At 65.8% G+C, this 14,202-nt stretch carries 13 protein-coding genes; 9 read left to right on the plus strand and 4 right to left on the minus strand.

The window, feature by feature from the left end:
• Nucleotides 1-149 precede the first annotated feature (149 nt).
• A complete protein-coding gene (locus tag AXW83_RS13270) occupies nt 150-812 on the plus strand; it encodes a DUF6766 family protein (protein ID WP_066614206.1) in 663 nt (220 codons plus the stop codon).
• Nucleotides 813-952: 140 nt separating this feature from the next.
• Here AXW83_RS13270 and AXW83_RS13275 read toward each other — a convergent pair whose 3' ends face one another.
• Nucleotides 953-1,921: an MBL fold metallo-hydrolase gene (locus AXW83_RS13275; RefSeq protein WP_066614207.1), complete on the minus strand. Its 969-nt coding sequence runs from the start codon at nt 1,919-1,921 to the stop codon at nt 953-955.
• A gap of 143 nt (nt 1,922-2,064) precedes the next feature.
• On the opposite strand from AXW83_RS13275, the gene AXW83_RS13280 reads away from it, so the two are divergent.
• Nucleotides 2,065-2,979, plus strand: coding sequence for a LysR family transcriptional regulator (locus AXW83_RS13280; protein ID WP_066614208.1), 915 nt, complete (start codon nt 2,065-2,067; stop codon nt 2,977-2,979).
• 153 nt (nt 2,980-3,132) lie between these two features.
• Here the strand turns inward: AXW83_RS13280 and AXW83_RS13285 are convergent, their stop codons facing one another.
• The 3 genes from AXW83_RS13285 to AXW83_RS13295 form a co-directional block, all read right to left on the minus strand.
• Nucleotides 3,133-5,556, minus strand: coding sequence for a bifunctional diguanylate cyclase/phosphodiesterase (locus AXW83_RS13285; protein WP_335339349.1), 2,424 nt, complete (start codon nt 5,554-5,556; stop codon nt 3,133-3,135).
• A 311-nt stretch (nt 5,557-5,867) separates the two neighbouring features.
• Nucleotides 5,868-6,836, minus strand: a complete 969-nt coding sequence (locus AXW83_RS13290; RefSeq protein WP_066614211.1) for a tripartite tricarboxylate transporter substrate-binding protein — start codon at nt 6,834-6,836, stop codon at nt 5,868-5,870.
• Nucleotides 6,837-6,899: 63 nt separating this feature from the next.
• Nucleotides 6,900-7,601, minus strand: coding sequence for a GntR family transcriptional regulator (locus tag AXW83_RS13295; RefSeq protein ID WP_066614212.1), 702 nt, complete (start codon nt 7,599-7,601; stop codon nt 6,900-6,902).
• Nucleotides 7,602-7,712: 111 nt separating this feature from the next.
• Here AXW83_RS13295 and AXW83_RS13300 point away from each other — a divergent pair, with 111 nt between their 5' ends.
• The 7 genes from AXW83_RS13300 to AXW83_RS13325 all read left to right on the plus strand — a co-directional run bounded on the left by AXW83_RS13300 (nt 7,713) and on the right by AXW83_RS13325 (nt 14,094).
• Complete coding sequence (locus AXW83_RS13300) at nt 7,713-8,789, plus strand: tartrate dehydrogenase (RefSeq protein WP_066614213.1); 1,077 nt, start codon at nt 7,713-7,715, stop codon at nt 8,787-8,789.
• Nucleotides 8,790-8,855: 66 nt separating this feature from the next.
• A complete protein-coding gene (locus AXW83_RS26555) occupies nt 8,856-9,011 on the plus strand; it encodes a DUF2256 domain-containing protein (RefSeq protein WP_082767498.1) in 156 nt (51 codons plus the stop codon).
• Between the two features lie 59 nt (nt 9,012-9,070).
• Nucleotides 9,071-9,529, plus strand: coding sequence for a hypothetical protein (locus tag AXW83_RS26560; protein ID WP_236841951.1), 459 nt, complete (start codon nt 9,071-9,073; stop codon nt 9,527-9,529).
• The gene (locus AXW83_RS13310) at nt 9,522-11,216 is read left to right on the plus strand and encodes an AMP-binding protein (protein ID WP_156640032.1); all 1,695 of its coding nucleotides are present in this window, start codon (nt 9,522-9,524) and stop codon (nt 11,214-11,216) included. The genes AXW83_RS26560 and AXW83_RS13310 overlap by 8 nt, the downstream gene beginning before the upstream one ends.
• Nucleotides 11,217-11,470: 254 nt before the next feature.
• Nucleotides 11,471-12,445, plus strand: a complete 975-nt coding sequence (locus AXW83_RS13315; protein WP_066614218.1) for a tripartite tricarboxylate transporter substrate binding protein — start codon at nt 11,471-11,473, stop codon at nt 12,443-12,445.
• Between the two features lie 28 nt (nt 12,446-12,473).
• On the plus strand, nt 12,474-13,391 hold the full coding sequence (locus AXW83_RS13320) for a 3-hydroxyacyl-CoA dehydrogenase NAD-binding domain-containing protein (protein ID WP_066614219.1): 918 nt from the start codon (nt 12,474-12,476) through the stop codon (nt 13,389-13,391).
• A 16-nt stretch (nt 13,392-13,407) separates the two neighbouring features.
• Nucleotides 13,408-14,094, plus strand: coding sequence for an aspartate/glutamate racemase family protein (locus AXW83_RS13325; RefSeq protein WP_066614221.1), 687 nt, complete (start codon nt 13,408-13,410; stop codon nt 14,092-14,094).
• Nucleotides 14,095-14,202 lie beyond the last annotated feature (108 nt).

Below are 14,202 nucleotides of genomic sequence, written 5' to 3' on the forward strand. Positions count from 1 at the left end.
GTTTGGTCGTCTGCTGCGGGTATTGTCTGGCCACCAGACTCAACGCGGCGACTAAGACGGTGATGACCTGGTTGCAGCCGAAGGAACACAGCTCTCGGTTCCGAATTGACAAGGGCCGATGCCTGCGGCCCGACGCGGAAGGAGAGCCAATGCGCCCGCAACACTCCAGGGGAATCACTCTCCGCGACAACGGCCTGACGATCGCGTTGACGGTGCTGTTCGTCATCAGCGTTGTCGGGATGGCCTGGACAGGTTGGCACGCCCACAATCAAGAGCGTCTCAGCCACGACATGACGCCGGCACTCTTCGCGGAGTACCTCACCAGTGGGTCCTTCGTGTCGACCCTGTTCGAGAACTGGGAAAGCGAGTTTCTGCAGATGGCGTCCTACGTCATCCTGACGGCAGTGCTGGTGCAGCGCGGATCAGCGGAATCGAAGGACCCCGAGGGTGGGGACGATGAAGTCCCGCTGGGGCCTGACAGTCCCTGGGCGGCGCGCCAGGGTGGTTGGATACGTGCGCTCTATGAGCGCTCGCTGGGCATCGTTCTATTGCTGCTATTCGTGATTTCCCTCGGGCTCCATTTCTGGGGCAGCCTGCGCGCGGCGAATGCGGAAGCCCTGCTGCATGGCCAGCCGCTTCAGGGGGCAGGCGCCTATCTTCTCGACAGCAGGTTTTGGTTTGAGTCCTTCCAAAACTGGCAGTCGGAGTTTTTGTCGACGGGGGTGATCGTCGTCCTTTCGATTTTCCTACGCCAGAAGGGCTCTCCCGAATCCAAACCCGTCAACGCGTCTCACTCGACGACCGGCGCGTAGACATCCGGTGACAGGCCAATCTGCCTGAGCAGAAGCGATCGCCGAAACCAGGCGAGGCCGCGCAGCGCGGATGTCAGCTTTCAGGCAGCGGCCGGAGGGCGGACCGTGGCGCGCGGCCGCCCTCCGGCACAGCCAGCCGCTCAACTCTGCAAGGCCCAGTCCGCTACCTGCCAGCGCAGTTGCCCCCGGTCGGAGACGACCCGGCCGAGCCCGGGGAAGGGCATATGCGTCGCTGCGATCAGCGCGCCTTCCGCCGCGGCGCGCGGAAAAAAGCGGTCTCGCATAGCCTGTGCCGCCGCGCGGTCCTGCTCGAACAGGAAGCCTACATCCGTGGCGAACGGGTGCACCACGGGGAAAAGCATGTCGGACACCATGATGAGGCTCTGGCCGGCGTCCTCGATCCGCACGCCGATATGGCCGGGCGTATGGCCGGTCAGATCGATGATGGAGATGCCGCGCGCGATCTCCCGCTCGCCGTCGATCGCCTGCAGCCGCGGGTAGAGGCGCACGACATCCGTCGACATCTGGAAGCTGGTCTGCAGATAATCTGGGGCACCGTTGCGCTTCGCCGGGTCGGTCCAGTGGGTGACGTCGCGCCGGTCGATGTAAAGTTCGGCATTGGGGAAGTTGTTCTGCCCGCCGGCGATCAGGCCGCCCATGTGGTCCTGATGCATGTGGGTCACGATCACCGCGTCGATCTGATCGCGGCGCAGGCCGAGCGCGGCAAGCGCCTGCGGCAGCGCGCCCGTCTGCCCGATCGAGCCGGCCGGCCCGGCATCGAGCAACACCCTGCGCTCACCGTCCTCGATCAGATACTGGTTGAACACGAAGCGGACGCCGCTCGGCCGGGCAACGAACTGCGCCGCGGCGGCCTGTTCGACCTGGGCGGCCGTGCGTCCTGGAAAATAGCTGTAGGGCATGTCCGCATAGCCATCCGTCAGCGCGGTCACGGTGAAGCGGCCGATCCGGATTTGCGCCAGGGGCGTCACGCTGGCCGCCGCGGGGACTGCCGCAGCGCTCCCGGTCGGGGCGAGGAGTGGCAGGAGACCGCCGCCGAGGATGCCGAGAGGAAGGCCGCTCGCGAAGGCCCTGCGGGACAGGTTAGTCATGACTTGCTCCTTCTGACCGCTGACGCGACCCGGGGCGCGTCCTCAGGACCGGCCCGCTCGCCTGGCCGCAGGTCTAGAACCTCCATCCCGGAAGCAGTATCCTGCGGTTTTGGGAGCTACCCTCCCACATTATGGAAGGCACGATGGACCGGTTCGAGGCTATGTCGGTGCTGCTGGCCGTTGTCGAAGCGGGCAGCCTCTCAGCCGGCGCGCGGCACCTGCGCGTCCCGCTTGCCACGGTCAGCCGCAAGGTGGCGGAACTCGAACGGCATTTGGGCACCCGGCTGGTGGTACGCACCAGCCGGGGGCTTGCCCTGACCGATACGGGCCGCGCCTATGTCGCCGCCTCACGGCGTATCCTCGGACAGCTGGAGGAGGCCGAGCGAGAGGCCGCCGGCGAATACAGTGCGCCGCGCGGCGCGCTGCATGTCACCGCGCCGATCGCCTTCGGACAGCTCCACCTGATGCCGATCGCGCTGAGCTTCCTGGCGGCGCAGCCGGAGATCACCTTGCGTCTTATGCTAGCGGACCAGCAGGTCAGTCTGGTGGACGAGCATGTCGATGTGGCCCTGCGCATCGGGCATTTGGCGGACAGCGCACTGATTGCCACGCGAGTGGGCACGGTGCGCCGGGTCATCTGCGCCAGCCCCGCCTACCTCGCCGGGCACGGCGTTCCGCGCGTGCCGGAGGATCTGGCGCGGCACGACGGCATAAGCTTCCAGGGCTTCGCCACATCGCCGGAATGGCGCTACCGGGGAGACAGTGCGGCCTTCGCGGTCGAGCCGCACCAAAGGCTGGCCGTGAACACGACGGACGCGGCCATCCAGGCAGCCCTGGCCGATCTGGGGATCATCCGCGTGCTGTCCTATCAGGTGGCGGACGAGTTGCGGTTCGGCCGATTGCAGGTCCTGCTGCCGGAGTTCGCGCCGGAGCCGCTGCCGGTCAACCTCGTCTATCCGAAGGCCGAGTTGCTGCCGCTGAAGGTGAGATGTTTCCTGGACTGGGCTGTGCCGCGACTGCGAGCGCGAATGGCCGGCCTCGAGGCGGAGGATCCGTGAGGGGCAATGGCCGCAACCAATTGCGCGGTGTTTTCGCTGGCTCCACTCTTGTATCGGGTGAGCTGCATCGTTGTTCGCACCGGCTCGCGTTTGCCTGAGCGACCCACAGCGGCGACTCCGAACTCTCCCAAGGTGGTCAGACCTGCCGGCGTCTCACGATGCGAAGGCCATCTGCGCGGCAGCAGAGCGAACGGGGGCCGGTGCGATCGCGCCTTCGAACGCTTCCCGGCCATCGATGGCTTCCGCGAAGCTCCCGATCGGCTGTGGCTTCCCGAACAAATAGCCTTGAAGCTCCTCGCATTCCTCGTCGACCAGGAACCGCATCTGGTCGATGGTCTCGACCCCTTCCGCGGCGACGCAGATGCCGAGGCTGCGTCCCAGTCCCAGGACGGCGCGAACGATGACCGCGGCCTGCGGACTGACTTCGACCTGTCCGATGAAAGAGCGGTCGATCTTGATCTTGTCGAAGGGGAAGGCCTGCAAGGTCGCCAGCGAAGCGTAGCCCGTTCCGAAGTCGTCCATCGCGATGCTGATTCCGAGCGCCTTCAGCCGCCGCAGGATCGAAAGCGCGCGACCCATATCGGCGAAGATCGCCGTCTCCGTGATTTCGATCTCCAGACGGTTCGGCGACAGACCGGTCTCGGTCAGGATTCCCAGGATGAGGTCGGGGAGATCGCCCTGCTGGAACTCGCGGGGAGACAGATTGACCGCGACCTTGAGAGGCCGTGCCCAGCCTGCCGCCTCGCTGCAGGCAGTCCGCAAGACCCATTCTCCGAGCGCCGATATCAGACCGGTCTCCTCGGCCAGCGGGATGAACTCGCTGGGCGGTATGGAGCCGCGCGCCGGGTGCCGCCAACGGACGAGCGCTTCGAAGCCCACGAGCTCGCGCGTACTGGCCCTCACCTGCGGCTGATAGTGAAGTTCCAGCCCCTCGTTTGCCAGGACCATTCGGAGATCGCGTTCGAGTTCGCGTCGCCTCGTGATGGCCTCGTCCAGCGCGGCGTCGAAAATGCGATAGCAATTACGGCCCTCGGCCTTCGCCTGGTAAAGTGCGAGATCAGCCCGGCTGAAAAGAAGCTGCTCGACGAGACCGTCCTGCGGCGCGCGCGCGATGCCGATGCTGAGGCCGACCTCGATGGTCTGTCCGCTATAGGCGAAGGGTTCTCCTACGGCCGAAATCAGCTCCTTGGCCAGGCTGCCGAGGCCTTCATTAGTCGGGTTGCTCTTGACCAGAACGGCGAACTCGTCGCCGCCCAGTCGCGCCACCGTGTCGGCTGGATGTATGCGCTCGGCGATCCTGGCAGCGACAAGCTTCAGCAGTTCATCCCCGGCCATGTGACCGACCGTGTCATTGACCATCTTGAAGCCGTCGAGGTCCAGACACATCACCGCGCAGGCGCCGCCGGCATCGGCAGCCTCGCGCAATGCCAAGCGCAGCAGTTCGTGGAAGGAGGTCCGGTTGGTCAAACCTGTCAGCCCGTCGTGACGCGCCATATGAGCGATCTGCTGTTCAGCGATTTTGCGCCCTTCGATATCGATATGCGTGCCGACGATGCGCTGGGGCAGGTCAAGATTGTCGCGTTCTACGACCTTTCCGCGTGCCAGCACCCAGCCCCAACTGCCGTCCTTTCGGCGCAAGCGATGCTCGAACTCGTAGACCGGCGAGTGGCCGTCGAAATGGGCTTGCAGGAGCTCCAGGGCTTTCGCTTCGTCTTGCGGATGGACCAAGCGCTGCCAGGTCCGGACATGACCCTCGAGTTCTCCCGGCTCGTAGCCCAGCATCGTCAGCCAGCGGTCGGAGAGCCAGGTTTGGCCGGTGCTGATATTCCAGTCCCACAGGCCGTCGCTTCCCGCATCCAGCGCCCGGGCCAGACGCTCCTCGCTGACGCGCAGCGCCGCGCCATGCGATGCCAGGGCGCGGTTGACCCGCCTGAGGCGGTCGGCGAACAGGGTGAGCGCGGAGAACGCCAGGATCGTCAACATCACTGCCGCTATGCCGACTGCCAGCGCCCCGCGTGCGAGCCCGTCGTCGGGAGCCGCGATCGACGGGTCCGGTACCGCTCGCGCTGCCGCCATCGACACGAAGTGCAAGGTCCCGATGGCGCCGGCCAAAAGTGTCGCGGCAACCGCGCGAGGGTAGCGGGTCGGCCGGCGGGTGAACACGAACAGTGCCGCGCAGGTCAGAACGGTCCCGGATGCGAGCGCCGCCGCGACGAGCGCCTCGTCCCAGACGAAGCGGCCGGGAATGCGAACGCCCGCCATCCCGGTGAAATGCATCGCGGCGATGCCTGAGGTCAGGATGATGCCGCTGGCGACAATGGCGGTGGAACTGGAAGCAGTTCGGATTACCATTGCGGCGCCGAAAGCGGTCGCGATGGCGACGCCCAGTGATGCCAGCGTCAGGCCCACATCATAGCCGATGCTGAGCGGCGGAGCGTAGCCGAGCATGGCGATGAAATGCGTGCTCCAGATGCCTGCGCCCGCAGCGGCAGCGGTGGCGGCCAACCAGATGAAAGCGGCCCAGCCCGTGCTTTCGCGTGCCTGTTTGAGCAGGCCGAACGCTGTATGGCACGACACCCAGCAAACCAGCGCCGACAAGGGAAGCACCCATGCGGCATGGTCATCGGTCAAGCACGACAGTGTTCTGTACATGGCACCTGCGCAATCTGGCGGTCGTGCCGATGGTCTAGGACCGAATGCGAACGACATCGTGCCAACGAACGCTAAAATTGGAGACGATCGTTGATGAAGTCATTCAACCGCGGGGCGACGCGTGTTTGATGCCCAGCTACCGCGCGGCCTCTGCCTGACAAGAGACGCGCGATACGAACGCACCTGGCGCTTGGCACGCCACCCTTATCCCGGCCATCGAGATCAATCTGGTGTCATCACTGCGCTGTCACGCCCGCGGCCTTGATAATCGGTGTCCACTTATCGACCTCGGCGCGCACATGTGAGCCCAGCGCCGCGGCGGATTGGCCGGCATCATCAGGGATGTCGCAGCCGAGTTCGAGCAGTCTGGCGCGGACGCCGGCATCGGCAAGAGCTGCCCGGCCGGCCGTGTTGAGCCGATCGACGATCTCCTTGGGCGTATCTTTGGGCGCGAAGATCGCGTTCCACCCGACGGCCTGGAATTCGGGCAGGCCGCCTTCCGTGCTGGTTGGCACGTCCTTGGCCACGTCGAGCCGCTTGGGCGTCGCCACGACATAGGTCTTCAACTGGGTCAGCTGCGGCACGATACTAACGGACTGGTCGCAGACATAGTCGAGCTGCTTGGCCAGCAGCGCGTTCATCGCCGGCCCGGAGCCCCTGAACGGCACCTGCTGGACCGGCGCCTTGATCAGGTAATGGAAGTAGACGCAGGTCAGATGCGAGGTCGAACCGATGCCGCCATGGCCGTAATTGTACTTGCCGGGGTTGGCCTTCAGCAGGGCCACGAATTCCTGCAGCGTATTGGCCGGAAAATCCTTGTGTGCCGAGATCAGCATCGGCGTGCCCGCCGTATTGATGACCGGCGCGAAATCGGTCCGGGGATCATAGGCGAGGTTCGGATAGAGGCCCACCGAGGCCGAATGCGTTCCGAGATTGCCCATGATCAGCGTGTAGCCGTCGGCTGCTGCGCGGGCGACGCGCAGCGAGCCGGTCGTGCCGCCCGCACCCGCGACGTTCTCGACGATGATCGACTGCCCCAGCGTGCGGCCCATATGGTCCGACACGATGCGGGCGATGACGTCGGTCGTGCCGCCGGCGGCGAAGGGCACGATCATCGTGATCGCCCGGTTTGGATAGGTTTGGGCCAGCGCGGGCGCCAGCGGCGCGGCAAGTGCCGCGATCAGGATCAGGCATCGTCTCAGCATGGTTTCCTCCGGGTTTGCGTCGCGTGATCCGCGATCTGCTCTAGGGTCGTCTGTCGTTGCGCCTCATAGATGTCTCAGGCCGACGCTCGCAAGCAAAGGCAGCAATTCGTCTCTGGCCCTGACACGGTGATGGCGCGCCGCGTCGCGCGCCGCCTCCGAACGGCCGGCGCGGATCGCCTCGATCATGGCGACGTGCTCGCTCGTCGAGACGGGGAGCGAAGGCCGCAGCCGCAGGGTCACCATCCTGGCGCGATGGGACTGATCGGTGACGGTCTGGACGATCCGCAGGAAACGGCTGTTCCCGCAGCGCTCGACAAGAAGCCGGTGAAAGGCGTCGTCGGCATGACCCCAGCTGCCGAGGTCGCCTCCGGCGAGCGTGTTCGCCATCGCGTCCGTCGCCGCCGCCAGAGCATCGGCGAGCGACGCCCGCTCCGCCTCCGGCAAGCGCGCCGCCAACTCCGCCGCGCTGGCCTCGATCGCGATCAGGACCTCGTAGATTTCCCGCAGATCGTCGGGCACCAGCGCGCAGATCAGGATACCGCGCTTGGGCAGGATGCGGACCAGCCCCTCCTCCTGCAAACGCAGCGCTGCCTCATGCACCGGGGTGCGGCTGACGCCGAGTTTGAGCGCGAGCTCGGCCGCCGAGGCCTGATGGCCCGGGGGAAAGACGCTGTCGCGGATCGCGGCCTTCAATGCGAGATAAGCGCCTTCGACGAGGCTCGGCGCCCGCTCGATCATCGGCTCGGCTGTCTTCAATACCGCCATCCGTGGCTCCTCGATAGCAAACATACCAACTTCCATGGAAGCTGCAATGCAATATTGACTATCGTTTGGTTCGCTCGCAAAGAAGTGCCGAAGCGCATTCGGGAGGCATCTGTGAAGACTTACAAGATCGCGGCCATCCCGGGAGACGGCATCGGCATCGAGGTCATCGCAGCCGGCATCGAAGTGCTGGAGGCACTGGCGACGCGCGACGGTGGCTTCGGCGTCGCCTTCGACCATTTCGACTGGGGCTCGGACTACTACAAGCGCACCGGGATGATGATGCCGGCCGACGGGCGCGAGCAGATCAAGGACCACGACGCGATCTTCTTCGGTGCTGTCGGCGCCCCTGACGTGCCCGACCACGTCACGCTCTGGGGCCTCAGGCTCGCGATCTGCCAGCCCTTCGACCAGTATGCCAATGTCCGGCCGACCCGCGTCCTACCCGGGATCGTTTCGCCGCTTCGCTCGGTCTCGGGGCCCGAGCTCGACTGGCTGATCGTGCGCGAGAACTCGGAGGGCGAATATGCCGGCGTCGGCGGGCGTGTCCACAAGGGCTTTCCCGAGGAGGTCGCGACCGACGTATCGATGATGACGCGTTCGGGCGTTGCCCGCATCATCCGCTACGCCTTCGGCATCGCCCGTTCGCGCCCCCGCAAGCTGTTGACCGTCGTCACGAAGTCGAACGCGCAGCGCCATGCCATGGTGATGTGGGACGAGATCGCCGCGGAAGTCGCCACCGAATTTCCCGACGTGACCTGGGACAAGATGCTGGTCGATGCGATGACCATGCGCATGGTGATCAAGCCCCAAAGCCTGGACACCATCGTCGCGACCAATCTCCACGCCGATATCCTGTCGGACCTGGCGGCCGCACTGGCCGGCTCCCTCGGCATTGCGCCTACGGCCAATCTCAACCCGGAGCGTGCCTTCCCTTCGATGTTCGAGCCGATCCACGGCTCGGCCTTCGATATCGCCGGCAAAGGCATCGCCAACCCGATCGGCACCTTCTGGACCGCGACGATGATGCTCGACCATCTGGGCGAGCCGGCGGCGTCCGCGCGGCTGATGCGCGCGATCGAGCGCGTAACCGCGAACCAGGCCTTCCACACGCCCGATCTCGGCGGGAAGGCGACAACACGGGAGGTCACCGACGCCGTCATCGCTGCGATTGCCGGCGACAACGCATGAGATGGCATGGAAGCTCCGAATTGGGAGCTGAACGCATCAGAACGGATTGTGCTGATAATGCCGAAGATGCTGCGTAAGGGTGACCTGCCGGCGAAGATTTGCGTTGTCTGTCAACGGCCGTTCGCCTGGCGCAAGAAATGGAAGCGCGTCTGGGAAACGATGTCGACCTGTTCGGAACGATGCCGCAACGAAGCGCAACGCATCCGGCGGACAGCAGGATGAAAACCCTTGTCCTCATTCTCGGCGATCAGCTTAGTCGCGATCTCTCCTCGCTCGAAGGCATGGCAGATAACGACGTCGCGCTGATGGTGGAGGTCGCCGAGGAAACGACCTGCGTCCGCCACCATAAGCAGAAAATTGCGATGCCCTACCGCACGCTCGATCGCATGGCACCCCTCCACCGCGAGACGATCCGCAGGGAGGCGGTCGCCCTCCTCGAACAAATGGACCAACCCGCATCTCATAGTCCTCTCCGATCGCAAGGCGATCTGTTGGGCTGGGCCGATCAGTGGCGGTTGCCCTCCTCCTCGGCAAGACAGGGGTCCAAGCTCAGGCGGAACATGCGGCCCTCCTGGCCGACATGGCCCGTTTCTCAAACATCCGGAACACATCTACGCCTTCCGTGTCCGGTCCTGGTGCCAGAGCATCGCTTTGCCGATGCGATGCCAGACAAACGCGGATACTCTGGGTTGACTGGTTATAGTAACCCTCGGGCGAACGCGGGACATGGCGATGGATGAAGCGACCTATTTTGCCAGGCTGCGGCTGCTGCACGACAAGGCATGGCCCGCCGGGGTGCCGCGAACTCCGCGCTACCCGCTCGGCGAGATCGCGATCAGCGACCATCTGCGCGAATGGGCAAGGCGCCAGCCCGACAAGCCGGCCTGCATCTTCTACGGCCGCGAGATCAGCTATCGCGAACTCGACGATCTGAGCGACCGCTTCGCGGCCCTGCTCCATTCCCATGGCGCAAGGCCCGGCGACCGGATCGCCGTGTTCCTGCCCAACAGCCCGCAATTCATGCTCGCCTTCTTCGCGATCCTCAAGCTCGGCGCGGTCCATGTGCCGGTGAACCCGCTGTTTCGCGAGACTGAGCTCGCCTTCGAACTTAACGACACCGGGGCGCGGATCATCGTCGCCCTCGACAGCCTGATGCCACTGCTCCGTCGGGTCCGGGCGGACACCCCGGTCGAGACCGTCTTCGTCACGAGCTTCGCCGAGATGCTGCCGGCCAAGCCGACCATGCCCGTGCCGCAGGCTCTGTTGCAGCCGCGGATCGCCTGCGACGATGCGATCGACCTGCTGCCGGCTCTCGGCGATGTGGACACACCGGCTCCGGTGGTTCAGCCCGATCTCGATGCCGTCGCCGCGCTGAACTACACCGGCGGAACCACGGGTATGCCCAAGGGCTGCGTTCACACGCAGCGCGACATGCTCTACACCGCCGGCACTGGTCTGGCTGCCAGCTTCGACCTCTCCCCCGACGACGTCGTCGTGAATTTCGTGCCGATCTTCTGGATCGCCGGGGAGGATACCGGGCTGCTGTTCCCCATCGTCGCGGGCGCCACGGTGGTGCTGATGGCGCGCTGGGACGCGGTCGGCTTCATGACGGCGGTCGAGCGTTACAAGGCGAGCTTCGCCTATCTGCTCGTCGACAACACCGTCGAGATCCTGGAGCATCCACAGGCGGCCGCCTTCGATCTCACCTCGCTCCGAAAGGTCCGGGTCTCGTCTTTCGTGAAGAAGCTGAACCCGGATTTCCGAGCCCGCTGGCGCGCTCTCACAGGCGCCGACATGATCGAGGCGGCTTGGGGCATGACCGAGACGCACACCATGGACACGTTCACCATCGGTATGCAGGACGCGGATTTCGATCTGCTGTCGCAGCCGGTCTTCGTCGGACTGCCCGTGCCGGGGACGGACTTCAAGATTTGCGATTTCGATAGCGGCTCGCTCGTAGCCCTCGGCGAAACGGGCGAAATCTGCGTACGCACACCCTCCCTCTTCAAGGGCTACTGGAACAGGCCCGAGGCGACGGCCGAAGCGATCCGTGGCGGCTTCCTGCACACCGGCGATATCGGCGTCATCGACGAGCAAGGCTATCTGCACTTCCTTGGCCGGCGCAAGGAGATGCTCAAGGTCAAGGGAATGAGCGTGTTTCCTGCCGAGCTCGAGGCACTGCTCGGCCAGCATCCCGGCATCGCGGGATCGGGCGTGATCGGCCGCGAGGATGCCGAGTACGGGCAGGTGCCTGTCGCATTCATCGCGCTGGCCGACGACGCGTCGGAGCTGGACGAAGCGGCGCTCGGCGCCTGGTGCCGTGCGCGCATGGCATCCTACAAGGTCCCCGAAATCCGGCTGGTGCCGACACTGCCCATGACGGCGACCGGGAAAGTCAAGAAGGAGGAACTCCGCGCCCTGCTTTGACCGTTTCGGCTCGACGCCAAGGCGCGCGAGATCGCGTGGCTCGTCGGCGACGCCGAACTGGAACGACGCAAACGCGAGTGGCAGCTGCCGGCCCATGTCGCGCAAGCTTCGCGCTGGTATCGCCATCTAAACATGACCACTGTGCTGCAGGCCGATGAGGGCTGCGATTCGACTTCTGCTGACCGACCGCCGCACGGCCCTGAATCGTCGAGGCAGGACCAACCGGCCCGTCACCCCACTGGAGGATTTCGTCCATGCTCAACCGTTCTGTCCTGACGGGCGCGCTCGCCGCTTTGTCGCTCGCCCTCGCCGGCCCTGCCTTGGCGCAGGCCTATCCGACAAAGCCGATCACGCTGCTCGTGCCCTATGCGCCTGGCGGCGCGACCGACATCATCGGCCGGGTGATCGCCGAGGAACTCTCGCAGACGCTTCCGCAGCGCGTGGTGGTCGAGAACCGGGCCGGCGCGGCCGGCAGTGTTGGAGCCGCCGCCGTCGCCCGCGCCCCGGCCGATGGCTACCTCCTGCTGATGGGCGCACTCACCAGCCACTCGATCAATATGGGGCTGCAGGCCAAGCCCGGCTTCGACCTAAGGAAGGACTTCGCGCCGATCACCCTTGCCGGCACGGTCGGCCTCGCGCTGGTCGTGCATCCCTCCGTCCAGGCCAAAACGATCCCCGAACTGATCGCCCTGGCCAAGGCCAAGCCCGACGATTTCAACTATGCCTCTTCGGGCAACGGCTCGCCGCAGCATCTGGCCGGCGAGATGTTCAACGCCAAGGCCGGCACCAAGCTCGGCCATGTGCCCTATCGCGGCTCGGGGCCGGCCATGACCGACATGATCGGTGGTCAGGTGAAGGTGATGTTCGACACGATTCCCTCGGTTTTGCAGCACGTCAACGCCGGCACGCTGAAGGCGCTCGCCACCACCGGTCGCGAGCCCTCGCCCTTCATGCCGACTTATCCGACCGCTATTTCGCAGGGGCTCGCCGATTTCGAGATCGGCTCCTGGTTCGGCGTGCTGGCGCCCGCAGGCACGCCCCAGCCCGTCATCGACAAGCTCAATGCCGAGATCGGCAAGGCTCTGAAGAGCCCCAAGGCGCTGGAGGCGATGAAGCTCCAGGGCGTCACGCCCAAGCCCGGCACGCCGACTGAGGCGGCGGCCCTGATCGACAGCGAGATGAAGAAATGGAGCGACCTGATCAAGGCCACCGGTCTGAAGCCGGAATGACCAGGCGGCGCAGCGCCGGGAACAAGCCATGAGCGACACCGCCCAGCATCTCGCCATCGTCGGCGCCGGCATGATCGGCGCCAGCTGGGCGGCGCTCGCCAGCGCCCATGGTGTGACCGTCTCGGCCTACGATCCCGCTCCGGCAGCCGAAGCGCGTTTCCTCGCCTATGTGGAGCGGGCCCGGACCCAGTTGACCGAACTCGGGCTGGCCGGGGCCGGCAACGTCTCCTTCTCCAGCGACCTCGCTACGGCGCTCGATGGCGCCGGTTTCGTCCAGGAGAACGGGCCGGAGAACGAGGTCGTGAAGCGCAAGCTGCTGGCCGAGATCGACGATCTGCTGTCACCCGACGCGATCATCGCCAGCAGCACCTCGGCCCTCGTCCGCAGCGCCATCGTCACCGATTGCGTGCGGCCGGAGCGGATCGTCGTGGCCCATCCCTTCAACCCGCCCCATCTCGTCCCGCTGGTCGAGATCGTCGGCGCCGACCCTGATGTCGTCGCGCGGGCGGCAGCCTTCTATCGTTCGCTCGGCCGCCGCCCCGTCGTCCTCAACCGCGAAATGCCCGGACACATCGCCAACCGGCTGGCCTCGGCGCTCTATCGCGAGGCGGTCCATCTGGTCGAGCAGGGAGTGGCGAGCGTCGCCGACATCGATGCGGCGCTCTGCAACGGGCCGGGCCTGCGCTGGGCCTTGATGGGGCCGCACATGACCTACCATCTCGGCGGCGGCGAGGGCGGCATCGCCGGCTATCTCGCCCATCTCGGGCCGAGCCAGGTGCGGCGCTGGCAATCGCTCGGCAGCCCGTCCCTCGATGCGGAGGTCCAGGCGAAGATCGTCGCCGGCGTCGCCGAGGAAGCGGCCGGCCGCTCGATCGCCGATCTGGAGGCGCGCCGCGACGAGGGCTTGCTTGCGCTGCTGAAGGCACGCACGCTCGTCAGCGAATGACAGGGCATTGGACAGGATGACTGAACCTACCACGCCTGCACCCCGCATCGCGCTCGTTCATGCGCTGGAAGAATCCGTGCTGCCGGCGCGGGCCGCCTTCGCCGCGCATTGGCCGCAAGCCGAGGCGTTCGACCTGCTCGACACCTCGCTCGCGACCGATCTTGCCGCACGCGGCAGCCTGGATGAGGCGATGACCGACCGTTTCCTGACGCTGGGGCGTTATGCGGCGGCGACGGAAGGCACAGCTGGGCCGGCTAAAGCCATCCTCTTCACCTGTTCCGCCTTTGGCCCGGCCATCGACGCGGTCAAGCGCGACCTGCCGATCCCCGTGTTGCGGCCCAATGAATCGGCCTTCGCGGAGGCGCTGGCGCTGGGCGGGCGGATCGGCCTGATCGTGACCTTCGCCCCGTCCCTGCCCTCGCTGACGCGGGAACTCGAGGAGATGGCCGGCAAGCCCGTCGATGTCACCGGTGTCGTCGTGGATGGCGCGCTCGCCGCACTGAAGGCGGGGGATGGTACCACGCATGACCGGCTGGTGGCGGAGGTGGCAGCACGCCTGTCGGGCATCGACACGCTGATCCTCGGCCAGTTCTCGCTCGCCCGTGCCAGGCCCGCCATCGAGCGGGCGACGGGCCTGCGCGTCGTGACCACGCCGGAGGCTGCGATCAGGGGCCTGAAGCGGGCCTTGCAGAACAAGCGCTGATATTGAGCGGCTCTTGAACCTCTCCGTTTGCATCGTCCGGTCTCGAAAACCATGGGTATAAGCTGACACGACAACGCGCGCGCAAGGCGCACGAGGCTCCATTTTCGT

The organism is Bosea sp. PAMC 26642 (assembly GCF_001562255.1).
Lineage (GTDB): Bacteria > Pseudomonadota > Alphaproteobacteria > Rhizobiales > Beijerinckiaceae > Allobosea.